We start from the raw sequence: 26,822 nt of genomic DNA, 5'->3' as shown, positions 1-26,822 counted from the left end.
AAGTAGGTGCCGCCCCGCACAGGGGCGACGCTAATAGACCAATAACAAAACAAGGAAAGGCCAACGCCGCAGGCACAAGGAAAATGCCGCCGCCAAAGGCAAAAAAAGCTACGCCTTCAAATACTGCTCTCTAGCGCCAAGCCACCTCGCCAGGTGCTGCAAAACCACCTCCGGATACCGCTGCAGTAACACAGCAGCCGCCTCCCTGGCCGGTTCAATCAGCCATTGATCATTCTGCAGATCAGCAAACCTCAACATCGCCGCGCCCGACTGCCGGGCGCCTAAAAACTCTCCTGGGCCGCGAATCTCCAGGTCCCTTCGGGCGATTTCAAACCCGTCAGTCGTCTCCCGCATGGTCTGCAAGCGCGCTCTCGCCGTCATCGACAACGGCCCGGTATAAAGCAGAACGCAAACAGAAGCCGCACTCCCGCGCCCCACCCGTCCCCGTAATTGATGCAATTGCGCCAGCCCAAACCGCTCGGCATGCTCGATCACCATCAGCGACGCATTCGGCACATCCACACCCACTTCAATCACGGTCGTCGCGACCAGCAATTGCACCTCGTTGCGCGTGAACGCGTCCATCACCGCCGCCTTCTCGGCAGGCGCCAGCCGTCCATGCACGAGACCCACGTTCAACTCGGGTAAAGCAGCGACCAGCGTCTCGTACGTCTCGACGGCCGTCTGCAACTGCAAAGTCTCGCTTTCCTCGATCAACGGACACACCCAGTACACCTGCCGCCCCGTCAACGCCGCCTCGCGCACGCGACCAATCACTTCCTCGCGCCGCGCGTCGGATACCAGCTTGGTCAGAATCGGTGTGCGCCCCGGCGGCAGTTCGTCGATGGTCGAAACGTCCAGATCGGCGTAGTACGTCATCGCGAGCGTGCGCGGAATCGGCGTCGCGGACATCATCAATTGATGCGGCTGGAAGTCTCGCGCGCCGTCAGCGGCGTTCTGCGCCTTGGCCCGCAAGGCAAGCCGCTGAGCCACGCCAAAGCGATGCTGTTCGTCGACGATCACCAGCCCGAGCCGCGCAAACTCGACTGCATCCTGAATGATCGCGTGCGTGCCGATCACCAGTTGGGCGGTGCCGAGCGCGGCGGCTTCGATCGCGGCGCGCTTGTCCCGGGTCTTCAGGCTGCCGGCCAGCCACGCGACGCTCACGCCCAGCGGCTCAAGCCAGCCGCGCAGCTTGCGCGCGTGCTGCTCGGCGAGGATTTCGGTCGGCGCCATCAGCGCGGCCTGGTAGCCGGCGTCGATTGCCTGTGCCGCAGCGAGCGCGGCCACGATCGTCTTGCCACTGCCGACGTCACCTTGCAGCAGCCGCTGCATCGGATGCGGCTGGGTCAGATCGAGCGCGATTTCGCCACCCACGCGTTCCTGCGCCGCCGTCAGCGAAAACGGCAGTGCCTCGAGCAAACGGGCGACCAGCGCCGACGCATCGCCCTCCTTGCGACGCGGCATGGCCGGCGCGGCACGCGTGCGACGCTCGTCGTGAGCACGCTTGAGCGACATCTGCTGCGCCAGCAACTCCTCGAACTTGATCCGCACCCACGCCGGATGCGTGCCGTCGATCAACGCGGTTTCATCCGACTGCACGCCCGGATGATGCAGCGTACGCACGGCGTCCATCAGCGTCGGCACGCCAAGCGGTTCCATAAACGCGCGTGCAACCGCGTCGGGCAGCAGTTCCGGCAACGACGTGCGCGACAGCGCGTTATCAATCGATTTGCGCAGATACGCCTGCGTCACACCCGCGGTGCTCGGATACACCGGCGTGAGCGCCTGCGGCAGCGGCGTGTCTTCGTCGACCACGCGCACCGCCGGGTGCACCATCTCCATGCCGAAGAAGCCGCCGCGCACGTCGCCTCGCACCCGCAGCCGCGCGCCAAGCGCCATCTGCTTGACCTGCGAGCCGTAGAAATTCAGAAAGCGCAGCACGAGTTCGTCGCCGGCGTCGTCGCGCAGTTTCACAAGCAATTGCCGGCGCGGGCGATAGGCGATCTCGTTGTCGAACACCACGCCTTCGGTTTGCGCGATGCCGCCCGGCAGCAAGTGCCCGATCGGCGTCAACGAGGTCTCGTCCTCGTAGCGCATGGGTAGATGCAGAACCAGATCGATGTCGCGCGTGAGGCCGAGCTTGGCGAGCTTGTCGACGGGTTTGGCCGCGGGCTTGGCGCCGGCTTCGGCGGCAGGCTTCCTGGCGGCTTTGCCCACGGATTTGCCGGGAGGCTTGTCACCGAACGGGTCAACCATTTCACCTTCACGCGCGGCCTTGTCGCTCTCCGGCGCGACGCCCCCGCCGAGGTCGTTCTGGTCGGCTGCCGCTGCTTTGCCCCGCGAGACGCGGCGCTTCGGCTCGGCGCTCACTTCTTCGGTAGCGGAGGGCAAACGGCGTTCGGACAAAGGCATGGGCTGCTTCGCAAGTACAATATCGGCTGTCAAAAGTGTCGCCGCCAACCAGCGCGCGGGCTCGCGGGCCGTTTCGGCGTCCCGCAATCATAGCCGCCCGGCCCCGGCTTCGGCTCGATTCCGTCTCATTTCGCTTCCAGTCGTCCGCATGTTTACGCTTTCCGATTTCGATTTCGATCTGCCTCCTGAGCTGATCGCGCAAGTTGCGCTGCCCGAGCGCAGCGCCAGCCGTCTGCTCGAAGTGGACAACACGGTGAGCCCCGCGCGTCTCACGGACCGGCGCTTTGCCGAGCTGCCGGCATGCATTGCACCCGGCGATCTGCTGGTCTTCAACGATACCAAAGTCCTGAAAGCGCGCTTCCTCGGCCAGAAGGCCAGTGGCGGCAAGATCGAAGTGCTGGTAGAGCGGCTGACGGGCGAACGCACCGCGCTCGCGCAGATTCGCGCGAGCAAGAGCCCGCAGCCAGGCACCACGATTCGTCTGGCCGATGCTTTCGAGGTCACCGTGGGCGAGCGCGTCGAACCGTTTTACACGCTGCATTTCCCCGACGACTGCCTGACGCTGATCGAGCAGTACGGCCGTCTGCCGCTGCCGCCGTATATCGAGCACGATCCGGACGCAACTGACGAAACGCGTTACCAGACGGTGTTCGCGCAGAATCCCGGCGCGGTCGCGGCGCCCACCGCCGGCCTGCATTTCGACGACGCCCTGCTCGCGCAACTCGATGCGCGCGGCGTCGAACGCGCGACCCTGACGCTGCACGTCGGCGCCGGCACATTCCAGCCCGTGCGGGTGGAAAATCTCGCCGAGCACAAGATGCACAGCGAGTGGTATCACCTGCCGCAATCGCTCGCCGACAGGATCGCCGCGACGCGTGCGCGCGGCAACCGCGTGGTGGCGGTCGGCACGACGTCGATGCGCGCGCTCGAAGCCGCCGCGCGCGACGCCGAAGCCGCGGGCCGCCCGCTCGGCGCGGCCAGCACGGAAACCGATATATTCATCACGCCCGGCTACCGATTTCGAGTAGTCGACCGGCTGGTGACGAATTTCCATTTGCCGAAGTCGACGCTGCTGATGCTGGTGTCGGCGTTCGCGGGTGTCGAGACGATTCGTGAGGCGTATCGGCATGCAATTGAGCAACGCTACCGCTTTTTCAGTTACGGCGACGCGATGCTGCTGACGCGTCGCGACGGCTGATTCGTTGCGTGCAGCGGCAGATTAGCGCCGCATCATGAGTTTTCTTTACCCAGCCGCTGTGGCTTGCCCGGCGGCGTTCACCATTTGCGCCGGACTTGTCGATCCGGAGTTAGCGCTTCAGCGCTTATTCCGGTCCCATGCAAAGCTGTTCCGGTAGCACAGGAGTCCCCGATGACCGACGGTCATACCCACGATACAAGCAGTGCCTGCAACACCTGCGCGAGCCACGGCGAAAACGCCCCCGACCGCCCCGACAACGGCCTCAAATTCGAATTGCTCGGCACGGACGGCCAGGCACGGCGCGGGCGCGTCACGCTGAATCACGGCGTGGTGGAAACGCCGATCTTCATGCCGGTCGGTACGTATGGCACCGTGAAGGCGGTCCAGCCGCGCGAGCTCGAGGAAATGCACGCGCAAATCATCCTCGGTAACACCTTCCACTTATGGCTGCGCCCGGGCCTCGAGACCATCGAGGCGCATGGCGGCCTCCACGGCTTCATGGGCTGGAAAAAGCCGATTCTGACCGACTCCGGCGGTTTTCAGGTGTTTTCGCTCGGCGATCTGCGCAAGATCACCGAAGATGGCGTCACATTCGCGTCGCCGATCAACGGCGACAAGCTCTTCCTGTCGCCGGAAGTGTCGATGCAGATCCAGAAAGTGCTGAACTCGGACATCGTCATGCAGTTCGACGAATGCACGCCGTACGCCACCAACAATATCCCGACCTCGCATCAGGAAGCCGCCGACTCGATGCGTATGTCGATGCGCTGGGCCAGGCGCTCCACCGACGAATTCAACCGCCTCGGCAACCCCAACGCGCTCTTCGGCATCGTTCAGGGCGGCATGTTCGAAGACCTGCGCGACGAGTCGCTTGCGGGCCTCGCGGAGATGGACTTCCACGGTCTGGCGATCGGCGGTTTGTCGGTCGGCGAGCCGAAAGAAGACATGATGCGCGTACTGAACCACATCGGCCCGAAGCTGCCGGCGAACAAGCCGCATTACCTGATGGGCGTCGGCACGCCGGAAGACCTGGTGGCGGGCGTGGCCGCGGGCGTCGACATGTTCGACTGCGTGATGCCCACCCGCAACGCGCGCAACGGCTGGCTGTTCACGCGTTTTGGCGACATCAAGATCCGCAACGCAGCGCACAAGAACTCGCTGCGTCCGCTCGACGAACAATGCGGCTGCTACACCTGCCGAAATTTCACCCGCGGCTATCTGCACCATCTGCACCGTGTCGGCGAAATTCTCGGCGCGCAGTTGAACACGATCCACAACCTCCACTACTACCTCGAACTGATGCAGGAAATGCGCGACGCCATTGACGCAAAACTGTTCGAGGCCTTCCGCAAGCGCTTTCACGAGAACCGCGCGCGTGGCGTCGACTAGACGCCATTGCCTTGCCCGAAGACCGATTCAGCGGAAGAATCCGTCGACGCAGCAAGGAAAACCTTACAATTAACTTTCGTGTTTGGCGAAATAGGCGCTCATCGGCGTTAACAGCTTGATCGGAAAGCCGATTCGCCGCGCCGACGCGGGTGAGGCGGGTGGTAGAATAACCGGCTGATTTTTTTGATCGTTTTGATTTATAACGGAGAGACCAACGTGTCGTTCATTTCCAATGCCTTTGCCCAAGGCACAGCAACTGGTGGCATTGAATCGAACCTGATGAGCTTCCTGCCGCTGATCCTGATGTTCGGCGTGCTGTACTTCATCATGATTCGTCCGCAAATGAAGCGCCAGAAGGAACATCGCAACATGCTCTCCGCCATGGCGAAGGGCGACGAAGTGGTCACTAACGGCGGCATCGTCGGCAAGGTGACCAAGGTGGGTGAGGCTTACGTCGGCGTCGAAATTTCGGAAGGCACGGAAATCACGGTGCAAAAAGCGTCGGTGACCACGATTCTCCCGAAGGGCACGATCAAGTCGCTGTAAGGCCTGCTCTCTCGCGTCCGGCGCGGCCTCGCCGGGGGTTCATGCGGTTCACCGCACGTCACCCGCGCTCATCGCCGGACGCATCGCTTCCAAGCCAACCTTCCCGTTGGACCACTCATGAACCGCTACCCCCTCTGGAAATACGCCGTGATGCTGGTGGCTCTGGTCATCGGCCTCGTGTACACGCTGCCCAATCTGTTCGGCGAAGCGCCGGCGGTGCAGGTGTCGAGCGGCAAGGCAACGGTCAAGCTCGACTCGACCACGCTGTCGGCCGTCGAAGCGGCGCTCGCTGCCAATCAGATCAAGCCTGACGACGTCACGTTCGACAATTCGTCGACCAACGCGAACATCCGCGTGCGTCTGCCGGACACCGACACGCAACTGCGCGTGAAGGACCTGCTGCAAAAGTCGCTGAACAGCGACCCGACCGATCCGCAGTTCATCGTGGCGCTGAACCTGCAAAGCGCGTCGCCGCGCTGGCTGACCGCCCTGCACGCGCTGCCGATGTACCTCGGCCTCGATCTGCGCGGCGGCGTTCACTTCCTGTTGCAGGTCGACATGGCCGGCGCGCTGAACAAGAAGCTCGACTCCGACGCCTCGGACGCGCGCACGCTCCTGCGCGACAACAACATCCGCGACGGCGGCGTGAATCGCGTCAACCAGACGGTGGTGATCAACTTCGCCGACCAGGCCACGGCGGACGCAGCGGCCAAGCAGCTGAGCCGCAGCGTCAGCGAACTCCAGTGGGTCTCGCAAACGAGTACGGACGGCAGCGTGCAACTGGTCGGCACATTCACGCCGGCCATGCAGAAAGCCGTGCAGGACGCGGCGCTCAAGCAGAACATCACCACGCTGCATAACCGCGTGAACGAACTCGGCGTGGCCGAGCCGGTGATCCAGCAGCAAGGCTCGGACCGCATCGTGGTCGAACTGCCGGGCGTGCAGGACACGGCGAAGGCGAAAGACATCATCGGCCGCACCGCCACGCTCGAAGCGCGTCTCGCCGATCCGGTCAATACGCACCCGAACCCGTCGGATCCGGTGCCGCCGGGCGACGAACTGTTCACCCAGGGCAACCAGACGCCGGTGCTGCTGCGCAAGCAGATCATCTTCACGGGTGACCGGATCATCGACGCGTCGGCGGGCTTCGACGAACATCAGCGTCCGTCGGTCAGCATCCGTCTGGATTCAGCCGGTGGCCGCGCGGTGCGCAGTGTTTCGCGCGACAACATCGGCAAGCCGATGGCCATGGTGCTGTTCGAAAAGGGCAAGGGCGAAGTGCTGACGGTGGCGACCATCCAGTCTGAACTGGGCGACCGCTTCCAGATCACCGGCCAACCTACGCCGCAAGGCGCCGCCGACCTCGCGCTGCTGCTGCGCGCCGGTTCGCTGGCCGCGCCGATGGACATCATCGAAGAACGCACGATCGGCCCGAGCCTCGGCGCGGACAACATCAACAAGGGCTTCCACTCGGTGGTGTGGGGCTTCGCGGCAATTGCCGTCTTCATGATCGCGTACTACATGCTGTTCGGCGTGATCTCGATGATCGGCCTGTCGGTCAACCTGTTGTTGCTGATCGCCGTGCTGTCCATGTTGCAGGCCACGCTCACCCTGCCGGGTATCGCCGCTATCGCGCTCGCGCTCGGTATGGCGATCGACGCGAACGTGCTGATCAACGAACGGGTACGTGAAGAACTGCGCCACGGCGCGCCGCCGCAACTGGCGATCCAGAACGGCTACGCGCATGCGTGGGCGACGATTCTCGACTCGAACGTCACCACGCTGATCGCCGGTATTGCGCTGCTTGCGTTCGGCTCAGGACCGGTGCGCGGCTTTGCAATCGTGCACTGTATCGGCATCCTGACGTCGATGTTCTCGGCCGTGTTTTTCTCGCGCGGCCTCGTCAACCTCTGGTACGGCGGCAAGAAAAAGCTGAAGTCGCTGTCGATTGGCCAGGTGTGGCGTCCGGAAGGCATTGATGGCGCAGCAGCCTATCTCGGCAACGACGACGCAGGCACCGATACCGCGCAAGCCATCGCCGCGGCCGCAAGCGCAGCCAAGTCGAAGGCAGCAGCGGCCAAAACGCAGGCGGGTCCCGGCAAGCCGACCGTGCGCCGCCGCAACGCGTCTGACAGCGCGCCGCAGAAACCGGGTTCGTCCCGCTGAAACCCGGAGAACTAGACCATGGAATTTTTCCGCTTCCGTAAAGACATTCCGTTCATGCAGCGTGCGTTGATCTTCAACGCGATCTCGCTGCTGACGTTCGTCGCCGCTGTGTTCTTCCTGCTGCATCGTGGGCTGCATCTGTCGGTGGAATTCACCGGCGGTACGGTCATCGAAGTGCAGTATCCTGGTGCCGCACCGCTCGAACCAGTACGCGGCACGTTGGCCAGGCTCGGCTACGCCGACGCGCAGGTGCAGAACTTCGGCTCCTCGCACGACGTGCTGATCCGCCTGCCGCTCAAGCAGGGCTACACGTCCGCGCAGCAGAGCGACCAGGTGATGGGCGCGCTCAAGACCGACACGCCGCAAGTGCAGTTGCAACGTGTCGAATTCGTCGGTCCGCAAGTCGGCAAGGAACTCGCCACCGACGGCCTGCTCGCGCTGGCCTGCGTGGTGGCCGGTATCGTGATCTACCTGTCGTTCCGCTTCGAATGGAAGTACGCGGTGGCCGGCGTGATCGCGAACTTGCACGACGTGATCATCATTCTCGGCTTCTTCGCGTTCTTCCAGTGGGAGTTCTCGCTGTCCGTGCTGGCCGCGGTGCTTGCGGTACTCGGCTACTCGGTGAATGAATCGGTGGTTATTTTCGACCGGATTCGCGAAACCTTCCGCCGCGAACGCAAGCTGACCGTGATCGAAGTGATCAACCACGCGATCACCAGCACGATGTCGCGCACGATCATCACCCACGGCTGTACGCAGATGATGGTGCTGTCGATGTTCCTGTTCGGCGGCCCCACGCTGCACTACTTCGCCCTGGCGCTGACGGTCGGTATTCTGTTCGGTATCTACTCGTCGGTGTTCGTTGCCGCGGCGCTGGCCATGTGGCTCGGTGTGAAGCGCGAAGATCTGGTGAAGGACAAGAAGGAACGCACCGACCCGGACGATCCGAACGCAGGCGCACAAGTCTGATCCTGCTGCGCAGATAGACTTCGCAAAGCAAAAGGCCGGTTCTCGCGAACCGGCCTTTTTTTGTTTACCTGCACTTCACGCGCCGTGCTCCGCGCGTGAGCCACGCCCGCCTATTTCACCGGAACCCCAGTTTGCGGCGCGCCGCCGTCAATGCTGTGAGGCTGATCAATGCGGCGAAGATCAGGTAAAAGCTCGGCGCAGTCTTCAACCCGGTCGTGCTAATCAACGACGCAATGATGAACGGCCCAAAGCCGCCGAAGATCGTCACCGCGACGTTGTAGGCAATCGACATACCCGTCGTACGCGTCTGCACCGGGAACATCTCCGAGAGCAAACCCGGCAATGCGGCGAAATAGCCCGTCATCAGAAAGCCGAACACGATTTGCAGCGCGATCAGCGTGCCGAAGGTCGGATGCGCGACCAGATACACGAACGCCGGATAGATCAGCACGAGCAACAGGCACGCGGACACAAGCATGATCGTCGTGCGGCCATGACGGTCCGACAGATGGCCGACGAGCGGCGAGAACACCATCTGGATCACGCCGGTCAGCGCGATCGCCGCGAATGTGACGGACGGGGCGAGCCCCAGTTGCTTGACGCCGTAGGTCGGCATGAACAGCACGAGATACGTCGACACCGTGCCGAGCACCACCACGCCGATGGCGATCAAGAGGCGCAGCTTCTGGCTGGCGAAGGTGTCACGCAACGGCGTGCTGGTGGTTTCCGCCGCGAGGAATTCGGGTGTCTCGTCGAGCCTGGTACGGATATACCATGCCACCGGCCCGATCAGCAGACCGAAGAAAAACGGCACGCGCCAGCCCCACGAAGCCATTTGATCCGGCGACAGCTTGCCGGTCAGCAGTACGCCGAAGCCAGCGGCCAGCAACGTCGTCAGGCCCTGGCTCGCGACCTGCCAGCTCGCGAAGAAGCCGCGCCGCCCCGGCACGTGTTCCGCCAGAAACGCCGTCGCACTGCCAAATTCGCCGCCCGCCGAAAACCCTTGCATCAGACGCGCGATGACGAGAATCACCGGCGCGGCGAGGCCGATGCTTTGATAGGTCGGCAGGACCGCGATGATCAGCGTGCCGCTCATCATCAACAGGATCGACAACGTCAGCGCCGCCTTGCGACCGGCGCGGTCAGCGTATGCGCCGATCACGATCGCGCCGAGTGGGCGCATGAAGAACGACACGCCGAAGGTGCCGAGCGTCAGCAGCATTGAAACCGTATCGTTGCCGGCTGGAAAAAACAGCTTCGCGATAACCAGCGCGAAAAAACCGTACACCACCAGATCGAACCATTCCAACGCATTGCCGATCGAAGCGGCGATCACCGCGCGCCACGAATTCTGCCGGCTCCCCGCCAGGCTTGCTGCTGTCGTTGCATTCATACAGATCTCCAATGCGCGCTAAATAATCATGCGGGTCTTATGACGCCCTGTCTCGCCGAACTGGATGCGCGCACAACCAATGCGGTGCCTGCGCTCTATGTACATGAAAAAATAAAAGCACGCGAGCAGCAATTCGCCGGAGGCCGTTGCACAAGGCTTCCGGCGACGTGGCCGCGCAATAAAAAACCGCTGCGTCGCAAAAGCGAACGAAGCGGTTTTTTTGTTGCGCCGCAACGGTGGCGCGATTCACTACGTATTCACGGCAACCCGCCCGCGCATTTATTGCTTGATGCCTTCGGACTGGATATGCAGCTTCGTATCCATATTGAAGCCGTACTTGCTGCCGAAGTCCATGCCGTAATCCGCGCGGCTGAAATGCGCGCTCGCTTCCACGCCGCACACTTCGCGCTTGAGCACCGGATGCTGCATGCACTTGAACGATTCGATCTTCAGGTTCAGCGGCTTGGTCACGCCGCGAATTGTCAGGCTGCCGACCACTTCCACCGGCTTGTCGCCATCGAACTTGATATCGGTGCCTTTATAAGTGACGGCGGGATACTTGGCGACGTCGAAGAACGCGTCCGATCTCAGATGCTCGTCGAGCTTGGTGTTGCCGGTTTCGACCGAAGCCGGATCGACGGTCACGTCGACCGTGCCGGTTTTCGCCGCGCGATCGAGCGTCACGGTGCCCGAGCTTTTGGTGAACTTGCCCCGCCACACGGACAGGCCGCCGAAGTGATCCGCCTCGAAGCTCGGGTAGGTGTGGGTCGGGTCCAGCTGATAGGTGTCGGCGGCCGCGAACGCGCCGAGCGAGAAAGAAGAAGCCAGTGCGCCGACGGCGATCAACAGGGATGTTTTCAATTCATGCTCCTTTGTTCTTGAAGGAAAGCAACTGCGCCCGAACGGCACAGCGAACGTCACTTGCGTGCTGCAACGATATGAAATTTGATCACTACTTCATCGGCGACCACCGACGTGTCTTTCCATTCACCGGTGCCGATATCGAACTGCGAGCGCTTGATCGGCAGCGAGCCGTCGAACGTCTGCGTCGCGCCCTGCTGGCTGACCGTGACCGGCACCACCACCGTTTGCGACTTACCCTTGATGGTCAGCTTGCCCGTCACCTTGAACTGATTGCCGCCAGCCGGCGCAATCGCGCTCGACACAAAGGTCGCGCTCGGGTACGACTTCGCGTCGAACCAGTCCTTGCCACGCACCTGGTCGTTGTAGCTTTCGTCGCCCAGGTCGTAGCTGGCGACGTCGATGCTGAACTGCGCGCTGCCGTCCGCCGGCTTGGCCGGATCGAACTTCACCTGCGCACTGAATTTGCCGAACTTGCCTTCAACCGGCACATTCATCTGCTTCGAGGTTGCGGTCACCGTGCTCTTTGCAACGTCGACCTGCGCGAGCGCGCTGCCGGCCGCGGTGAGCGAGGCCGCCGCAAAGGCAGCAAGCATGTAGCGATAAAACGAAACTTTCATGGTTATCCTTATTTAATGAAAGGGAGCATGCGCGACAGCAGGCCGTCGCGGTCCAGCCATTGATGCTTGAGCGCGGCCGCCACGTGCAGGATGACCAGCACGAGCAGCGTGTAATTCAACGCGATGTGCACGTTCTTCAGCAGTTCCTTGAGATGCGGGTCCGGCGCGATCAGGCGCGGCAGCGGGATCAGCCCGAGGTAGACCACCGGCACATTGGCCGCCGAGCTGTACAGATAGCCGGACACGGGAATCGCGATCATCAGCAGGTATAGCAGCAAATGCGTGAGATGCGCGGCGCCGCGCTGCCAGACCGGCATGCGGCGCGGCATCGGCGGCGCGGCGTGCGTGGCGCGCCATAGAATACGAAAGACCGCGAGCGCGAACACCGTCACGCCGATCCATTTGTGCCAGGAGAAATAGCGCAGCTTGGTGGGCGTGAAGCCGGGGATATCGGTCATCACCCAGCCCAATGCGAAGCCGCATACGATCAGCAGCGCGATCAGCCAGTGAAACGCGATGGCGGTCCGCGTGTACGACTCCCGGCCGCCGAAAGAAGGATTGAGTGCCATGACAGGTCAACGCAAGCTAAGAGAGGTTAACGGCGCAGCCGGCCTTGCTATTCCATGCGACCGATGCGGTGTGCATCAGTCGCATGGAATAGCTGGGTTGCCCGCTGCGGCACACGCCAAGGCCGCCATGCTACCCCAAGCAGAAGAAGCTGGCTGAGGGTGTCTTAGTGTGGCACCTTCACAAATTTCCATGCAACGACGAAGCCATTGAACAATTGGGGCCGGACGCGGTCAGAATCACGCACGTTTAACGTAAGACGAATTCGAAACGCAGTGGCAGCTTGGCTCGCAGCCTGATCGGAGGCGACCGGCGGCGCACCTGCGGAGCGCGTTTGGTACTATTGCTCCACCCTTTCGCCAGTCCTGCACTGAAACCGGCATTGCACGCCCCCCTTCACGTCGTTAGCCTATCTGCCGTATGGAACATGACAACCTGATCGCGTGCCATGAGTGCGATACGCTGTTCCGCAAGCCACGGCTTGTTGGGCGTGCCGTCGCGCGTTGTCCGCGCTGCGGCGCGACGCTCTATCGCGGCATCTCCCGTAAGCTCGACAGTATCTGCGCCATGACCCTCGGCGCGCTCATCACATTCCTGATTGCCCAGGGCTTCCCGATCGTCGAACTCGAAACCAACGGCATCACCTCGCAGACTACGCTGTTCGGCGCGCTCGTCGCGTTGTGGAGCGAAGACATGCAGATCGTCGCGGTGATGGTGTTCTGCTCGACCATCCTGTTTCCGCTGACCGAACTGGTGGCCCTGCTCTATGTGCTGATCCCGCTGCGTGCCGGCTATGTGCCGCCGGCATTCAACCGCGTGCTGCGCGCGATCCAGTTTGTGCGTCCCTGGGGCATGATCGAAGTGTTCATGCTCGGCGTGCTGATCACGATCGTGAAGATGGTGAGTCTCGCGCGCGTGATTCCCGAAGCCGCGTTGTTTGCGTTCGGCGTGCTCACGCTGATGTTCGCGGTGGTGGTCAGCTTCGACCCGCGCGTTCTCTGGGACCTCGCCGACGAAATGGGCGACGGCAGCCAGCGGCCGCTGCCGCGCACTTCCGCCGACAGCGCCGCAGCCGCCGTCACTTCAATGGCCGGCCCACCCGCTCCGCCCGAGTCGCCGCCGAACGTGCCGCCGGCGCCGCATCAGGGATGAGCGCACGATGAAATACGTCACCGCGAAAAGCGCGGGCCTGGTGTCCTGTCATGCATGCGGCCGCGTCGAGCCGCGTATCCAGTCCGTCACGCCGCAACACTGCGGCCGATGCGGCGCGGTGATGCACCGGCGCCACCCTGATAGCCTGATGCGCACCTGGGCACTGCTGATCGCCGCGGCCTTGCTGTATATTCCGGCGAACCTGTTGCCGGTGATGCACACCTCGTCGTTGCTCGGTTCCGAAGACGACACCATCATGAGCGGCGTCGTCTATTTCTGGACGTCGGGCGACTGGCCGCTTGCCGTCATCGTGTTCATCGCCAGCATCATGGTGCCGATGCTCAAGCTGAGCGTGCTGGTGCTGCTCACCGTCACCGCGCAGCGTCGCTCGCGCTGGCGGCCGGAGCAGCGCACCACGTTGTACCGGATGGTCGAACGGATCGGGCGCTGGTCGATGCTCGACGTGTTCGTCGTCACGCTGACCGTCGCGCTGGTGCGCTTCAAATCGCTTGCCGTCATCACCGCTGGGCCGGGCGCCATTGCCTTCGGCTCGGTCGTGATTCTGACCATGATGGCTTCCATGCAATTCGATCCACGGCTCATCTGGGACAACGTGGAAGGCAGTACCCAAAAACCTCAGGACCTCGACCATGACTAGCCCGCAAGGACCGACGCCCGCCCCCGATGCGCCGCGCAACGATTCGAACGGACCGAAGCTCCCGCCCCAACTGCCAGACCCCGAGATCGAGCCGCGCAGGCGATGGCTGCCGTCGCTGGTCTGGGTGATTCCGCTGATCGCCGCGCTGATCGGCGTCGCGCTCGTGATCAAGTCGGTGACCGAAAAAGGTCCAACCATCACGATCACCTTTGTCAGCGCCGAGGGCCTCGAGCCGGGCAAGACCAAGGTCAAGTACAAGGACGTCGATGTCGGCGCGGTGAAGACCATCACGCTCTCGAAAGATCTGTCGCACGTGCTGGTTCAGGTCCAGCTCACCAAGGAAGGCGAAGACTTCGCGGTCAAGGATTCGCGCTTCTGGGTGGTGCGGCCAAGGGTTGGCGCGAGCGGCGTATCCGGGCTCACCACGCTGCTCTCCGGTGCGTACATCGGTGCGGATGCTGGCCATTCGCCGGACACCGAGAAAAACTTTGTCGGCCTCGAAACGCCGCCGCCCATTACCGGCGATCAGAAGGGCCACCAGTTCGTGCTGCACGGCGATTCGCTCGGGTCGATCGACATCGGCTCGCCGATTTTCTACCGGCGCGTGCAGGTCGGCCAGGTGGTGGGCTTCTCGCTCGACAAGGACGGCACCGGCGTGACGATGCAGGTGTTCGTATCCGCGCCGTTCGACCAGTATGTCGGCACCAATTCGCGCTGGTGGCATGCGAGCGGCGTCGATCTGCGGCTCGATTCGAGCGGTTTCAAGCTGAATACACAATCGCTCGCGACGGTGATCGTCGGCGGCCTGTCGTTCCAGTCGCCGCCGGGCCAGGGTGTGGGCGCGCAGGCGCCAAACGACATGACGTTCCGCCTCGGTTCGGATGAAGTGGATGCGATGCGCGAGCCGGACGGTGTGCCGCTGCGTGTGGTGATGAACTTCAACCAGTCGCTGCGTGGTTTGTCGATTGGCGCGCCGGTCGATTTCCGCGGCATCGTGCTCGGCCAGGTGACCAACATCGGCATCGACTACGATCCGAAAACGCGCAGCTTCACCATGCCGGTGACGATGAACCTGTACCCCGACCGCCTCGGCAAGCGCTTCCGCGAAACCGCGCCGACGCCCGGTAGTCTGGCGGGTCAAACCATGCTGCAACAGCTTGTCAAACATGGTCTGCGTGGCCAGTTGCGCACCGGCAATCTGATCACGAGCCAGTTGTACGTGGCGGTCGATATCTTCCCGAAGGCGGCGCCGGCCACGGTTGATGTGACGGGCGATCCGCTGGAGCTGCCGACCATTCCGAACACGCTCGACGAATTGCAACTGCAGGTCGCCGACATTGCGAAGAAGCTCGACAAGATACCGTTCGACGAGATCGGAACGAACCTGAACAGCGCGTTGAAGAACGCCGACCAGCTGTTCACGCGACTCGACAAGGAAGTCGTGCCGCAGGCGCGCGACACGCTGGCGGCCGCGAAGCAGACCTTTGGTTCGGCCCAGGCGACGTTGCAGCAGGACTCGCCGTTGCAGTCGGACGTTCATCAGGCGTTGCAGGAACTGACGCGCACGTTGCAGTCGCTGAATGCGTTGTCGGATTATCTGGAACGTCATCCGGAATCGCTGTTGCGCGGTAAACCAGGAGATAAACCATGATGTTTGCCCGGCTCCCCCGGCCGCCGCGCGGGCTCGTGCGCGGCGTGGCTTATGTAGGCGCTCTGGCCGGACTGGTGGCGATGACGGCCTGCTCGTCGCCGTCGAGCCGCTTTTACACGCTGGGCGCCGATGGTGCCTCGGCGGGTGCTTCTGCTTCCGCGGCGCCGGTGAGCGCCCGGACTTCGGCTGCGCCGGCGTGGCTGATTGAAGTTGCGCCGATCGATGTGCCGCCGCAGGTGGCGAAGACCCAGCTTGTCGTACAGACGGGCCCGACGCAGGTGCAGGTGCTCGAACAGGAGCGCTGGGCTTCCTTGCCGGGCGACGAAATTCGCCGGGCGCTGTCGACCAGTTTGACCCAGCAGTTGGGGACGATCGATGTGTATGGGACTGCGTATCCGGATGCGACGGCTGTGTATCGGGTCAGCATGAATGTGCAAAGGTTCGAGTCATGGCCGGGGTCGCATGCGTTGATCGATGCGGTTTGGAGCGTACGGGCCGTACGAGGGGCCGGCGTGATGACCTGCCGGAGTGTGGTGAGTGAGCCGGTTGGCGGTGGGTATGACTCGCTTGTTGATGGCCATCGGGTGGCGTTGCAGCAGGTTTCTTTGCAGATTGCTGCGGCTGTGCGGGCTATGGCTTCTGCTTCTTCTGCTTCGCAGGGGAAAAGTGGAGTGGGGTCTGTGCCGGGTTGTCCTTCTTTAGCGAGTTAGTGGTTTTTTTTGCCTTTGGCGGCGGCATTTTCCTTGTGCCTGCGGCGTTGGCCTTTTCTTGTTTTCTTGCTGGTCTATTAGCGTTCCCCCTGTGCGGGGGGGCACCTACTTTTCTTTGCCTGCCGCAAAGAAAAGTAGGCAAAAGAAAGCGGCTCACACCGCTAGTTTTTAAGCGGGTCCCCTGGCTTGGAGGGGATCGTGGCTCCGTAGAGATTGAGCCTGCGCACCTGCGCTCGTGAGTGACCAGGCCGTCATGCTTCGGGCGGCGCTGCGCGCGCCGGGGCGGTACTTCACAAAACCAACCCGATTGGCGTTTTCGACGCCTCGCCGAGGCGAAGCCGATGGCCCCCACCGCACACAAACGAAGCGCCCGGTTTCCGTAGTGGACCCGTCCGCGACGCACGCAGTGCGGAGTGGGAGCGAATGACGGCTGTGTCACTGGCGCTTATGGACCACGGTGTGATCCGTTAATCGCACCACCAGCCCCTCTAAGCCAGGAGACCCACTTAAGAATTGGCGGTTTGAAGCCGCTTTCTTTTGCCTACTTTTCTTTGCGGCCGGCAAAGAAAAGTAGGTGCCCCCCCGCACAGGGGGAACACTAATAAACCAATAAGAAAACAAGGAAAGGCCACCGCCGTAGGCAAACACCCACCCCTACAAGGCCACGCCGCCACGACCGCGTACAATAGCCCCTTATCCAACGCCTTCCGGCAACCTCAATGTCCTTCGATTTCTTCCTCCCCTGCCCACGCGGCCTTGAAGCCTCGCTTGCGGCTGAACTCGCCGAAATTGCCGCGAACCATCTGAACGGCGCGCCCTTCACAGCCGGCGCGCAAGTGCCGGGCGGCGTGCATTTTCGCGGAGGCTGGGCTGCCGGCATGGCAGCCAATCTGCACTCGCGCCTCGCAAGCCGCGTGCTGCTGAAAATCGCGCACCGCCCCTACCGCAGCGAGCAGGATATTTACGCGCTCGCGCTCGAACAACGCTGGGAACAGTGGTTCTCGGCAAACGAAACGCTTCGCGTAGACGTCACCGCGATCAAATCGCCGCTGCGCAGCCTCGAATTCGCCACGCTGCGCGTCAAGGACGCCATCTGCGACCGTCTGCGTGAAGTCAGCGGCGCGCGGCCAAGCATCGACACAGCCATGCCCGACGTGCGCGTGTTCGCATTCCTCACCGCCGCCGAGTGCACGCTCTATCTCGACACCTCGGGCGACCCGCTCTTCAAACGCGGCTGGCGGCTCGACAAGGGCGCCGCGCCGCTGCGCGAGAACCTCGCGGCAGGCATCCTCCGTCTGACCGGCTGGACCGCCGGCACGCCGCTGTATGACCCCATGTGCGGCAGCGGCACCTTCCTCGCGGAAGCCGCGCAAGTGGCGCTGAACATCGCGCCGGGCGCGGAACGCCGCTTCGGCTTCGAGAAACTCAAGCAGTACGAAGCCAAAACCTGGCAAACGCTGAAGGCCGCCGCGCTCGACGCAAAGCACGCCGCCCGCAACTCGCGCGCCGATCTGCAAATCTTCGGCAGCGATATTTCTGGCGACATGCTCGACAAGGCGCGCGCAAACTTCCAGCGCGCCGGACTGCCGTCGATTTCCCTCAAACAGGTCGACGCGCGTGGCATGTCGGCGCCGTCGTCGGCGCCCGGCATCCTCGTCGCCAATCCGCCGTATGGCGAACGGATCGAAGTGCGCGGGCGCAACGCGCGCGGCGAAATCCGCGAAGGCCGCGGCAATCGTGAGAATCGTGAAGACGACGGCTTCCGCCGCGCCCAGGAAGAAACGCCGGACAGCGAGTTTTTCCAGTCGTTCGGCGATGCGCTCAAACAGCGTTTCACGGGCTGGCATGCGTTCATCCTGACGTCGGATCGCAAGCTGCCCGGCCAGTTGCGTCTGCGTGAATCGACCAAGACGCCGCTCTTCAACGGTGCGCTGGAATGCCGCCTGTTCCGCTTCGACCTGATCGCGGGCAGCGTGCGTCAGCGGCCGCAGAACAACGATACGCCAGCGGCTTAAGCCGGCACAGCCCATAAGCAAAAGACCGCGGACCGAGCTCCGCGGTTTTTTTTCGCCCTGACGCGACGCCCTGCAATGCCCGCCTGTCAGCGCCATGCCTTCGTCACGCCCCTTCTCCATTCCCGCCGCCCCCCAGCCGCGCCACACGCTCATTCCATCTTCCACACCCTACTGACAGCACGCTGTCAGTAGCACCCCCGCACACTCCTTCTCACGCCATCCGGCGCTTTGCACGGCTTACCCGCCATCCACAGGAGAATGTCATGTCCGCATCATCCAAAGTTGTTGCATGGTTCGAAATTCCGTCCGTCGACTTCGAGCGCGCCGTGCGCTTTTATGAAGCCGCGCTCGACGTCAAACTGATTCGCCAGGAAGTCGGCGGCCAGCCGATCGCGATCTTCGGCTACGAGGAACCGGCCACCGGCGGCGCGATCATCCACAGTCCGTCGATGACACCGAGCGACGACGGCGTGCTCGTCTACCTGAACGCGCAGCCGACCGTCGACGCCGCGCTCGCCCGTGTCGAAAAAGCCGGCGGCAAAACCGATGGACCGGTGATCAAGCTGCCGCAGGACATCGGCTATATCGCGTTCTTCACCGATACGGAAGGCAATCGCCTCGGCCTGCATTCGCGGACCAACGGTTAACGGCCCGACGGTAACGGCGGCGCTTCGTCAGCCGATCTGAATGCCGAACGGAGCGCGGCATGCGGCGCTATCATCGCGGGACTGTCCCCGTCCTTTTCTACAAGACGCCCACGATGACGCGCCGCGCCGACCGCCTGTTCCAGATCGCCGAACTGCTGCGCGGGCGGCGTCTGACCACCGCGCAACAACTCGCCGACTGGCTGAATATCTCGCTGCGCACGGTCTATCGCGACGTGCGCGATCTGCAGCTCTCCGGCGTGCCGATCGAAGGCGAAGCCGGTATCGGCTATCGCCTGAGCCGTGCCGCAAGTCTGCCGCCGCTCACCTTCACCGCCGACGAACTGGCCGCGCTCGCGGCGGGCGCCCGCATGCTGGAATCCTGGGGCGGCGCGGGCTTTGCAAGCGGCGCACGCGGTGCGTTGGCGAAGATCGCCTCAGCCATGCCCGCCGACAAACGCGCGACGATCGAACGGCTGGCGATCTTCGCGCCGTCGTTTCATATCAAGGCGGATTTCTCGGCAAAAGTGGACGCGCTGCATCGCGCGATCGACGCGCGGCAAGTGGTGAGTTTCGCCTATACCGATGTGAACGGCGCGGCGAGCGAACGGCGCGTGTGGCCGCTGGCGCTTGCTTACTGGGGCGCGCGCTGGACGCTGGGCGCATGGTGCGAATTGCGTAGCGACTTCCGCAACTTCGGCCTGGAGAAGATCGACAGTCTTCAGGTGCTCGAACAATATCCGGATCTGGAAGGCAGGCGCCTCGCGGATCTGTTGCGGCATGTGGGGGCGAAACGGCAGTGAGGATTCGGCTTGCAACCACCGCATTCCTTCGCAGGCGTTCGAATGGCAAGGCAGGCGGATCGCGGCCCCAAAACTTGCAGGCCGCGATCCGCACGCGGCTTTACTCCACCGCTTTCACCATATCCTCGATCACTTTCTTGGCGTCGCCGAACACCATCATCGTCTTGTCCATGTAGAACAGGTCGTTGTCGAGACCGGCGTAACCTGCGGCCATCGAACGCTTGTTCACGATGACCGTACGCGCCTTGTAAGCCTCGATGATCGGCATGCCCGCGATCGGCGACTTCGGATCGTTCTTCGCCGCCGGGTTCACCACGTCGTTCGCGCCGAGCACCAGCACCACGTCGACCTGACCGAACTCGCCGTTGATATCGTCCATTTCGTAGACCATGTCGTACGGTACTTCGGCTTCCGCGAGCAGCACGTTCATGTGTCCCGGCATCCGTCCGGCCACCGGGTGAATCGCGTACTTCACCTCGATGCCTTTCTCGACCAGCTTGTCGGTGAGCTCCTTCAAAGCATGCTGCGCACGCGCGACGGCAAGACCATAACCCGGCACGATCACCACGGTTTCAGCATTGCCGAGCATGAACGAAGCATCATCCGCCGAACCCGATTTCACTGGACGCTGCTCCGCGGACCCACCGGCTACCGCCGCGCCCGCCTCGTTACCGAAGCCGCCGAGAATCACGTTGAAGAACGAGCGGTTCATCGCGCGGCACATGATGTACGACAGGATCGCACCGGACGAACCCACCAGCGAGCCCGCGATGATCAACATTGGATTGTTCAGCGAGAAGCCGATGCCCGCCGCCGCCCAGCCCGAGTACGAGTTCAGCATTGACACGACCACCGGCATATCCGCGCCGCCGATCGGGATAATGATCAGCACGCCGAGCACGAACGCGATCAGCGTCATGATGATGAACGGCAGCCACGATTGCGTGAGGAAGAAGATCACGCCGAAGCCGAGCATCGCGAGCGCGAGCAGCAGGTTGATCAGATGCTGGCCGCCGTACACCACCGGCGCGCCCTGGAACAGCCGGAACTTGTACTTGCCCGAGAGCTTGCCGAACGCGATCACCGAACCAGAGAACGTAATCGCGCCGACAAACGTGCCGATGAACAGTTCGACGCGATTGCCATACGGCAGGAAGCCCGGCGCCGTATTCTCCGGATCGACAAGGCCGAACGCCGACGGCTCCGACACCACCGCATATGCAATGCAGACGGCGGCAAGACCGATCAGCGAGTGCATCGCCGCGACCAGTTCCGGCATCTTGGTCATCTCGACGCGCGCGGCGACGAACGCACCGACCGCGCCGCCGATCACCAGCGCGACCAGCAACAGGCCGAGCCCCAGGCCGAGATTCGAGCCGAGTCCGTTAGCCTGTTTGATGATCAGCGCGATGGTGGTGAGAATGGCAATCGCCATCCCGGCCATGCCGAAGGTATTGCCGATGCGTGCCGTCTTCGGATTCGACAGCCCCTTGAGCGCCTGAATGAAACAGACTGACGCGACCAGATAAAGCAGCGTGACGAGGTTCAGGCTCATTACGCGTTCTCCTTCGTCTTGTCAGCGATCAGCTTCTTCGGCTCTTTCTTGCGGAACATCTCCAGCATTCGCCTGGTGACGAGAAAGCCGCCGAACACGTTGACGGCCGCAAGCGCGACGGCCAGCGTGCCGAAGAACTTGCCCGGCGTGCCGAGCGTGAGACCCGCGGCCAGCATCGCGCCGACGATCACGATCGCCGAGATCGCGTTGGTCACGGCCATCAGTGGCGTGTGCAGCGCGGGGGTGACGTTCCAGACCACGTGGTAGCCGACGTAAATCGCCAGCACGAAGATGATCAGGTTGATGACGGTGTGGTTGATGACTTCCATCGCCGCTCTCCTATGTAGTGGTTCGCTGTCGGCCAGAGTTAGCGCTTCAGCTGTCGACCAGAGTTGGCGCTTTAGCGCTTACTCTGGTCCCATGCTAAGCACTTACTCTGGTCCCATGCAATTAATTGCTCAGGTCTTGCGCGTGACTTCGCCGTCACGGGCCAGCAGCGTGGCCGCGACGATGTCGTCCGCGAGATCGATGTTCAGGGCGCCTTCCTTCGTGATGATCAGCTTGAGGAAGTCGAGCAGGTTGCGTGCGTAGAGCGACGAGGCATCGGCGGGCACCATCGAGGCCAGGTTCGTATAGCCGACGATCTGCACGCCGTGCTTGATAACGACCTTGTCGGCTTCGGTGAGCGGGCAGTTGCCGCCGCGCTGGCCTTCATACTCGGCGCCGCGTCCGGCGGCGAGGTCGACCAGCACCGAGCCGGGTTTCATCGCCTGCACGGTTTCCACCGAGATCAGCGTCGGCGCGGCGCGGCCCGGAATCAGCGCAGTGGAGATGACCACATCGGCCTGCTTCGCCCGTTCGTGGACCAGCGCCGACTGGCGCGTGAGCCACGAAGGCGGCATTGGCCGCGCATAACCACCGACGCCCTGCGCGGCTTCGCGCTCTTCGTCGGTTTCGTAGGGCACATCGAGAAACTTCGCGCCGAGCGATTCGATCTGCTCTTTCACTGCGGGACGGACGTCGGACGCCTCAATCACGGCGCCCAGGCGCTTGGCCGTCGCGATCGCCTGCAAACCCGCCACGCCCGCGCCGAGAATCAGCACACGCGCCGCTTTTACAGTGCCGGCGGCTGTCATCAGCATCGGCATAAAACGCGGATAGAGCGTGGCCGCCAGCAGTACCGCCTTGTACCCGGCGATGTTCGCCTGCGAACTCAACACGTCGAGGCTCTGCGCGCGCGTAGTTCGCGGTGCGGCCTCCAAAGCGAATGCGGTTACGCCAGCAGCCGCGAGTTTCGCCGAGTTTTCGGTATTGAACGGATCGAGCATGCCGACCAGCGTCGCGCCGCGCTTCAGAAGCGGGAGTTCGGCGTCGGTCGGGGACTGGACCTTGAGGACCAGATCCGCGCCAAAAGCGGTCGCGGCATCGACGATTTCCGCGCCGGCCGCTGTAAAGGCATCGTCTGGAAAGCTGGCGCCGGTGCCGGCGCCGCTCTGGATGGTGACCCGGTGGCCCTGGGTCACGTACTTCTTGACCGTTTCGGGCGTCGCGGCGACGCGGGTTTCGTGCGCGCGCGTCTCGGCTGGCACTCCGATGTGCATCGTTGTATCTCCTCGACTTCCTGTTTTACGACAGACCTGCCGACGAGGCACGCCGGCTTACAAGTGCAACGGCTAACGCCTTACTTTAACCGAAACCAGGGGGCGCTCAATAATCGGGGACAATCCGGGGTCCACGGCCCGCCGGGCAGCGCGGCCCGACGGCTGTCCGCCCCTGCTTACCCACTACTGCAGCCGGTCGCCCGCCGCCGGTCGCCCGCTTCCCGGCAGCCCAATCCCATAAACGGTAAAATGCGCACCCATGAAACCGGAAACCTGGATGCCGCACGTCACCGTCGCGGCCATCGTCGAGCGTGACGGGCGCTTTCTCGTCGTCGAGGAACATACCGTCGACGGTTTGCGCCTGAACCAGCCGGCCGGCCATCTGGAAGCGGGAGAAACGCTTCTGGAGGCGGTAGTCCGTGAGACGCTCGAAGAAACCGCGCACCCGTTCGCGCCCGAGGCGCTGGTCGGGATGTATATGACGCATTTCGAGCGGCCCGGCAGTGAGGGCGTAACCTATCTGCGCTTCACCTATTGCGGCACGAGTGGCGAGGCGGACGTAGAGCGCGGGCTCGATCCCGACATCGTCCGCACGCTGTGGATGAGCGCTGACGAATTGCGCGCGTGCCCTGAGCGGCACCGCACGCCGCTCGTCATGCAATGTCTCGACGATTACCTCGCGGGCCGGCGTTTCCCGCTCGACTTCGTGCACACGCATTCGGTCGGGCCTCTCCGATGAATGAAGTCAGGCAGTAGCAGTGAGCACCCCGTGAGCACCTTATGAGCAAGCAGAAAGTCGTAGTAGGCATGTCGGGCGGCGTCGATTCGTCGGTCACCGCGTGGCTGCTCAAGGAACAGGGCTACGACGTGGTCGGCCTGTTCATGAAAAACTGGGAAGACGATGACGACAGCGAGTACTGCTCCACCCGGCAGGACTGGATCGACGTCGTCTCGGTGGCGGACCTGATCGGCATCGATGTCGAGGCAGTCAACTTCGCCGCCGAATACAAAGACCGCGTGTTCGCCGAATTCCTGCGCGAATATTCCGCTGGCCGCACGCCGAACCCGGACGTGCTGTGCAACGCCGAGATCAAGTTCAAGGCCTTCCTCGACCACGCAATGTCGCTCGGCGCCGAAACCATCGCAACCGGCCACTATGCGCGCGTGCGTGAGAACAACGGCCGCTTTGAACTGCTCAAGGCCTTCGATCATACGAAAGACCAGTCGTACTTCCTGCACCGGCTGAACCAGGCGCAGCTGTCGAAGACGCTGTTCCCATTGGGCGAGATTCCCAAGACAAAAGTACGCGAGATCGCCGAACAGATCGCGCTGCCCAATGCGAAGAAGAAAGATTCGACCGGCATCTGCTTCATCGGCGAGCGGCCGTTCCGCGATTTCCTGAACCGCTATCTGCCGACCCAACCCGGCCCCATGAAAACCACCGAGGGCAAAGTGGTCGGCGAACACATCGGCCTCGCCTTCTATACGTTCGGGCAGCGCAAGGGCATCGGTCTCGGCGGCAGCAAGGAGGGTAGCGGCGAGCCGTGGTTCGTCGCCGGCAAGGATATTGCATCGAACACGCTGTATGTCGCGCAGGGCCACGATCATCCGTGGCTGCTGAGCCATACGCTCCGCGCGGGTAATACGAGCTGGGTGGCGGGCGAGCCGCCGGCAGACGGGTTCGCGTGTGGCGCGAAAACCCGCTACCGGCAAGCGGATGCGCCTTGCACGTTCAGTGCGGCTGCAAGTGCGGCTGCAAGCGCGGTGGCCAGTGCGGCTGCAAGCGCGGAAGGCCTCTTCGAACTGAATTTCGACGCCGCGCAATGGGCTGTCACACCGGGGCAATCGGCCGTGCTCTACGATGGCGACGTGTGTCTCGGCGGCGGCATCATCGAACAGGCGATCACCGGACAGCCGGTGGCACGTCAACCGCAAACAGCGGCGTTGCTGACCGCCCGTTAAGCAAAGGTTTCACCGTGTGGCGGCACTCGCCGCCGCACGCGCTTCATCTTCATGTGTCACCGTCACGCCGCAGTCCCATCATAAAGGCAGCAGTTCGTATCCTTTCGCGGTGGATTCCGTCTGCGCCGACAGCGTGGGCGATCCCGCCGCGACGACCTTCACTGCATGGAGTCCCCATGTTTTCTCGACGTTATCTGGCGATGTGGTGCGCAGTTGTACTGCTCGCCCTCTGCGCGGCGCTCGCCGCGACGCATCGTATCTCCTGGTTCTGGATCGTCGTGCCGGTGGCGCTCGTCGCGCTCGGCCTGTTCGATCTGACGCAGGAGCGCCACGCGATTCTGCGCAACTATCCGCTGTGGGGGCACTTCCGCTTCCTGTTCGAATTCATTCGCCCCGAGATTCGCCAGTATTTCGTCGAAGGCGATACCGACGAGAAGCCGTTTTCGCGCGCTCAACGCAGCATCGTCTATCAGCGCGCGAAGAACGACGTGGATAGCCGGCCGTACGGCACCGAGCTCGATGTGAAAGCGGTCGCGCACGAATGGATCAGCCACTCGCTCGCGCCGACCAAACTCGATAGCCACGACTTTCGTATCGTCGTCGGGCCGGATCGCGCGCAGCCTTATTCGATGTCGATCTTCAACGTCTCCGCGATGAGCTTCGGCTCGCTGTCGGCCAACGCAATCATGGCGCTGAACCTCGGGGCGAAGAAAGGCAATTTCGCCCACGACACCGGCGAAGGCTCGATGTCGAAATATCACCGCGAGCACGGTGGCGACATCATCTGGGAAATCGCGTCGGGCTACTTCGGCTGCCGTAACGATGACGGTACCTTCAGCGCCGAGAAGTTCGCGAAGCAGGCCGCCGAACCGCAAGTCAAGATGATCGAGGTCAAGCTCTCGCAAGGCGCGAAGCCCGGCCACGGCGGCGTGCTGCCGGCCGCCAAGATCACGCCGGAGATCGCCGAGACGCGCGGCGTGCCGATGGGCCGCGATTGCATTTCGCCCGCCACGCATTCCGAGTTCTCGACGCCGCGTGGCCTGCTCGAATTCGTCGACCGGTTGCGCACGCTGTCCGGCGGCAAGCCGACCGGGTTCAAGCTGTGCATCGGGCATCCGTGGGAATTCTTCGGCATTGCCAAGGCGATGCTGGAGACGGGCATTCTGCCGGACTTCATCGTGGTCGACGGCGCCGAAGGCGGCACCGGCGCGGCGCCCCTGGAGTTCACCGATCACGTGGGCGTGCCGCTGCAGGAAGGATTGCTGCTCGTCCACAACACGCTGGTCGGCATCGGCTTGCGTCAGCGCATCCGCATCGGTGCAAGCGGCAAGATGATCACCGCGTTCGATATCACCAAGACACTGGCGATCGGCGCCGACTGGGTCAACGCGGCGCGTGGCTTCATGTTCGCGGTCGGCTGCATTCAGGCGCAGACCTGCCACACCGGCCGCTGCCCGACCGGCGTCGCGACGCAGGACCCGGTGCGTCAGCGCGCTTTGGTGGTGCCCGACAAGGCCGACCGCGTGTTCAATTTCCACCACAACACGCTGCACGCGTTGCAGGAAATCATTCAGGCTGCGGGACTGAAGCATCCGTCGGAACTGCGCGCGCATCACATCGTGCGGCGCGTGTCGTCGCATGAAGTGCAGCTGATGTCCGAACTGTTGAAGTACCTTGAACCGAACGATCTGCTGAACGGCAATTATCGCTACTCCCTCTACGAGAAATGGTGGCCGGTCGCGCAAAGCGATTCGTTCTCGCAGAAGGTTGCACTGGCGGCGATGTAGTTCGATAGTAGCGATCGGCTGCCGGGCCGATCGCCGAGTCTTAAGCGCTTTGGCCAAGCTCCGATAGAAATATAAGAATCCTTACGAACTTGTCTTATATACAACCGTAGCGACGGACCGCACCTCCTACCCACCCCCATAACCACCAAAACGGACACCC

General features: G+C 63.0%; 23 protein-coding genes. 15 read left to right on the top strand and 8 right to left on the bottom strand.

The features are described from left to right. Positions 1–108: 108 nt before the first annotated feature. The gene (recG, locus tag PQR27_RS02265) at positions 109–2,415 is read right to left on the bottom strand and encodes an ATP-dependent DNA helicase RecG (protein ID WP_408522107.1); all 2,307 of its coding nucleotides are present in this window, start codon (positions 2,413–2,415) and stop codon (positions 109–111) included. A 148-nt stretch (positions 2,416–2,563) separates the two neighbouring features. Between recG and queA the strand changes: the two genes are divergently transcribed. The 5 genes from queA (at position 2,564) to secF (ending at position 8,683) form a co-directional block, all read left to right on the top strand. Further along, positions 2,564–3,613, top strand: coding sequence for a tRNA preQ1(34) S-adenosylmethionine ribosyltransferase-isomerase QueA (gene queA, locus PQR27_RS02260; RefSeq protein WP_408522106.1), 1,050 nt, complete (start codon positions 2,564–2,566; stop codon positions 3,611–3,613). A gap of 171 nt (positions 3,614–3,784) precedes the next feature. Further along, complete coding sequence (gene tgt / locus PQR27_RS02255) at positions 3,785–5,002, top strand: tRNA guanosine(34) transglycosylase Tgt (protein ID WP_408522105.1); 1,218 nt, start codon at positions 3,785–3,787, stop codon at positions 5,000–5,002. A gap of 216 nt (positions 5,003–5,218) precedes the next feature. Then, entirely contained in the window at positions 5,219–5,548 is a 330-nt protein-coding gene (gene yajC / locus PQR27_RS02250; protein ID WP_035562406.1) for a preprotein translocase subunit YajC, read from the top strand. A gap of 117 nt (positions 5,549–5,665) precedes the next feature. Beyond that, the gene (secD, locus tag PQR27_RS02245; RefSeq protein ID WP_408522104.1) at positions 5,666–7,714 is read left to right on the top strand and encodes a protein translocase subunit SecD; all 2,049 of its coding nucleotides are present in this window, start codon (positions 5,666–5,668) and stop codon (positions 7,712–7,714) included. Between the two features lie 18 nt (positions 7,715–7,732). Continuing rightward, on the top strand, positions 7,733–8,683 hold the full coding sequence (secF, locus tag PQR27_RS02240) for a protein translocase subunit SecF (protein ID WP_408522103.1): 951 nt from the start codon (positions 7,733–7,735) through the stop codon (positions 8,681–8,683). Positions 8,684–8,798: 115 nt separating this feature from the next. Here secF and PQR27_RS02235 read toward each other — a convergent pair whose 3' ends face one another. From PQR27_RS02235 to PQR27_RS02220, 4 genes are all read right to left on the bottom strand, one after another. Further along, positions 8,799–10,076: an MFS transporter gene (locus tag PQR27_RS02235; protein WP_408522102.1), complete on the bottom strand. Its 1,278-nt coding sequence runs from the start codon at positions 10,074–10,076 to the stop codon at positions 8,799–8,801. A gap of 279 nt (positions 10,077–10,355) precedes the next feature. After that, the gene (locus tag PQR27_RS02230) at positions 10,356–10,925 is read right to left on the bottom strand and encodes a YceI family protein (protein WP_408525382.1); all 570 of its coding nucleotides are present in this window, start codon (positions 10,923–10,925) and stop codon (positions 10,356–10,358) included. A gap of 68 nt (positions 10,926–10,993) precedes the next feature. Then, the gene (locus PQR27_RS02225; RefSeq protein ID WP_408522101.1) at positions 10,994–11,557 is read right to left on the bottom strand and encodes a YceI family protein; all 564 of its coding nucleotides are present in this window, start codon (positions 11,555–11,557) and stop codon (positions 10,994–10,996) included. A gap of 8 nt (positions 11,558–11,565) precedes the next feature. Beyond that, on the bottom strand, positions 11,566–12,126 hold the full coding sequence (locus PQR27_RS02220; protein ID WP_408522100.1) for a cytochrome b: 561 nt from the start codon (positions 12,124–12,126) through the stop codon (positions 11,566–11,568). Positions 12,127–12,544: 418 nt separating this feature from the next. Here PQR27_RS02220 and PQR27_RS02215 point away from each other — a divergent pair, with 418 nt between their 5' ends. From PQR27_RS02215 to PQR27_RS02185, 7 genes are all read left to right on the top strand, one after another. Continuing rightward, positions 12,545–13,276 (top strand): paraquat-inducible protein A, encoded by a 732-nt coding sequence (locus PQR27_RS02215; protein WP_408522099.1) that lies wholly within the window; start codon positions 12,545–12,547, stop codon positions 13,274–13,276. Between the two features lie 7 nt (positions 13,277–13,283). Further along, positions 13,284–13,934 carry a paraquat-inducible protein A gene (locus PQR27_RS02210; RefSeq protein WP_408522098.1) on the top strand — a complete coding sequence of 217 codons (651 nt, stop codon included), beginning with the start codon at positions 13,284–13,286 and terminating at the stop codon, positions 13,932–13,934. Then, positions 13,927–15,585, top strand: a complete 1,659-nt coding sequence (locus PQR27_RS02205; RefSeq protein WP_408522097.1) for a PqiB family protein — start codon at positions 13,927–13,929, stop codon at positions 15,583–15,585. The genes PQR27_RS02210 and PQR27_RS02205 overlap by 8 nt, the downstream gene beginning before the upstream one ends. Continuing rightward, on the top strand, positions 15,582–16,295 hold the full coding sequence (locus tag PQR27_RS02200; RefSeq protein ID WP_408522096.1) for a PqiC family protein: 714 nt from the start codon (positions 15,582–15,584) through the stop codon (positions 16,293–16,295). The genes PQR27_RS02205 and PQR27_RS02200 overlap by 4 nt, the downstream gene beginning before the upstream one ends. Before the next feature lie 719 nt (positions 16,296–17,014). Beyond that, complete coding sequence (locus PQR27_RS02195) at positions 17,015–18,310, top strand: THUMP domain-containing class I SAM-dependent RNA methyltransferase (protein ID WP_408522095.1); 1,296 nt, start codon at positions 17,015–17,017, stop codon at positions 18,308–18,310. Between the two features lie 263 nt (positions 18,311–18,573). Next, positions 18,574–18,957, top strand: coding sequence for a VOC family protein (locus tag PQR27_RS02190; RefSeq protein ID WP_408522094.1), 384 nt, complete (start codon positions 18,574–18,576; stop codon positions 18,955–18,957). Between the two features lie 59 nt (positions 18,958–19,016). After that, entirely contained in the window at positions 19,017–19,757 is a 741-nt protein-coding gene (locus PQR27_RS02185; protein ID WP_408522093.1) for a helix-turn-helix transcriptional regulator, read from the top strand. Positions 19,758–19,857: 100 nt separating this feature from the next. Here PQR27_RS02185 and PQR27_RS02180 read toward each other — a convergent pair whose 3' ends face one another. The 3 genes from PQR27_RS02180 to PQR27_RS02170 form a co-directional block, all read right to left on the bottom strand. Further along, on the bottom strand, positions 19,858–21,312 hold the full coding sequence (locus PQR27_RS02180) for an NAD(P)(+) transhydrogenase (Re/Si-specific) subunit beta (protein WP_408522092.1): 1,455 nt from the start codon (positions 21,310–21,312) through the stop codon (positions 19,858–19,860). Beyond that, positions 21,312–21,641, bottom strand: a complete 330-nt coding sequence (locus PQR27_RS02175) for an NAD(P) transhydrogenase subunit alpha part 2 (protein WP_408522091.1) — start codon at positions 21,639–21,641, stop codon at positions 21,312–21,314. The genes PQR27_RS02180 and PQR27_RS02175 overlap by 1 nt, the downstream gene beginning before the upstream one ends. A 129-nt stretch (positions 21,642–21,770) precedes the next feature. Beyond that, positions 21,771–22,913 (bottom strand): Re/Si-specific NAD(P)(+) transhydrogenase subunit alpha, encoded by a 1,143-nt coding sequence (locus PQR27_RS02170; RefSeq protein WP_408522090.1) that lies wholly within the window; start codon positions 22,911–22,913, stop codon positions 21,771–21,773. A gap of 259 nt (positions 22,914–23,172) precedes the next feature. Here PQR27_RS02170 and PQR27_RS02165 point away from each other — a divergent pair, with 259 nt between their 5' ends. The 3 genes from PQR27_RS02165 to PQR27_RS02155 all read left to right on the top strand — a co-directional run bounded on the left by PQR27_RS02165 (position 23,173) and on the right by PQR27_RS02155 (position 26,662). After that, positions 23,173–23,652, top strand: a complete 480-nt coding sequence (locus PQR27_RS02165) for an NUDIX hydrolase (protein ID WP_408522089.1) — start codon at positions 23,173–23,175, stop codon at positions 23,650–23,652. A 41-nt stretch (positions 23,653–23,693) separates the two neighbouring features. After that, positions 23,694–24,875 carry a tRNA 2-thiouridine(34) synthase MnmA gene (mnmA, locus tag PQR27_RS02160; RefSeq protein ID WP_408522088.1) on the top strand — a complete coding sequence of 394 codons (1,182 nt, stop codon included), beginning with the start codon at positions 23,694–23,696 and terminating at the stop codon, positions 24,873–24,875. A 176-nt stretch (positions 24,876–25,051) separates the two neighbouring features. Then, a complete protein-coding gene (locus tag PQR27_RS02155; RefSeq protein WP_408522087.1) occupies positions 25,052–26,662 on the top strand; it encodes an FMN-binding glutamate synthase family protein in 1,611 nt (536 codons plus the stop codon). The last annotated feature ends 160 nt before the right edge of the window (positions 26,663–26,822 follow it).

The organism is Paraburkholderia fungorum, assembly GCF_046027215.1.
Taxonomy (GTDB): domain Bacteria; phylum Pseudomonadota; class Gammaproteobacteria; order Burkholderiales; family Burkholderiaceae; genus Paraburkholderia; species Paraburkholderia fungorum_D.
Note: the sequence above shows the minus strand (reverse complement) of the source record. Positions and strands in the feature narration are given on the sequence as shown.

Bases quoted from the DNA above. Each gene is read 5' to 3' on its own strand.
- PQR27_RS02155 (WP_408522087.1), top strand. From the start codon at position 25,052: ATGTTTTCTCGACGTTATCTGGCGATGTGGTGCGCAGTTGTACTGCTC.
- secF (WP_408522103.1), top strand. From the start codon at position 7,733: ATGGAATTTTTCCGCTTCCGTAAAGACATTCCGTTCATGCAGCGTGCG.
- PQR27_RS02165 (WP_408522089.1), top strand. From the start codon at position 23,173: ATGAAACCGGAAACCTGGATGCCGCACGTCACCGTCGCGGCCATCGTC.
- PQR27_RS02215 (WP_408522099.1), top strand. From the start codon at position 12,545: ATGGAACATGACAACCTGATCGCGTGCCATGAGTGCGATACGCTGTTC.
- recG (WP_408522107.1), bottom strand. From the start codon at position 2,415: ATGCCTTTGTCCGAACGCCGTTTGCCCTCCGCTACCGAAGAAGTGAGC.
- PQR27_RS02180 (WP_408522092.1), bottom strand. From the start codon at position 21,312: ATGAGCCTGAACCTCGTCACGCTGCTTTATCTGGTCGCGTCAGTCTGT.
- PQR27_RS02200 (WP_408522096.1), top strand. From the start codon at position 15,582: ATGATGTTTGCCCGGCTCCCCCGGCCGCCGCGCGGGCTCGTGCGCGGC.
- mnmA (WP_408522088.1), top strand. From the start codon at position 23,694: ATGAGCAAGCAGAAAGTCGTAGTAGGCATGTCGGGCGGCGTCGATTCG.
- secD (WP_408522104.1), top strand. From the start codon at position 5,666: ATGAACCGCTACCCCCTCTGGAAATACGCCGTGATGCTGGTGGCTCTG.
- PQR27_RS02225 (WP_408522101.1), bottom strand. From the start codon at position 11,557: ATGAAAGTTTCGTTTTATCGCTACATGCTTGCTGCCTTTGCGGCGGCC.
- queA (WP_408522106.1), top strand. From the start codon at position 2,564: ATGTTTACGCTTTCCGATTTCGATTTCGATCTGCCTCCTGAGCTGATC.
- tgt (WP_408522105.1), top strand. From the start codon at position 3,785: ATGACCGACGGTCATACCCACGATACAAGCAGTGCCTGCAACACCTGC.
- PQR27_RS02195 (WP_408522095.1), top strand. From the start codon at position 17,015: ATGTCCTTCGATTTCTTCCTCCCCTGCCCACGCGGCCTTGAAGCCTCG.
- PQR27_RS02210 (WP_408522098.1), top strand. From the start codon at position 13,284: ATGAAATACGTCACCGCGAAAAGCGCGGGCCTGGTGTCCTGTCATGCA.
- PQR27_RS02170 (WP_408522090.1), bottom strand. From the start codon at position 22,913: ATGCACATCGGAGTGCCAGCCGAGACGCGCGCGCACGAAACCCGCGTC.
- PQR27_RS02235 (WP_408522102.1), bottom strand. From the start codon at position 10,076: ATGAATGCAACGACAGCAGCAAGCCTGGCGGGGAGCCGGCAGAATTCG.
- PQR27_RS02205 (WP_408522097.1), top strand. From the start codon at position 13,927: ATGACTAGCCCGCAAGGACCGACGCCCGCCCCCGATGCGCCGCGCAAC.
- PQR27_RS02190 (WP_408522094.1), top strand. From the start codon at position 18,574: ATGTCCGCATCATCCAAAGTTGTTGCATGGTTCGAAATTCCGTCCGTC.
- PQR27_RS02185 (WP_408522093.1), top strand. From the start codon at position 19,017: ATGCGGCGCTATCATCGCGGGACTGTCCCCGTCCTTTTCTACAAGACG.
- PQR27_RS02175 (WP_408522091.1), bottom strand. From the start codon at position 21,641: ATGGAAGTCATCAACCACACCGTCATCAACCTGATCATCTTCGTGCTG.
- PQR27_RS02220 (WP_408522100.1), bottom strand. From the start codon at position 12,126: ATGGCACTCAATCCTTCTTTCGGCGGCCGGGAGTCGTACACGCGGACC.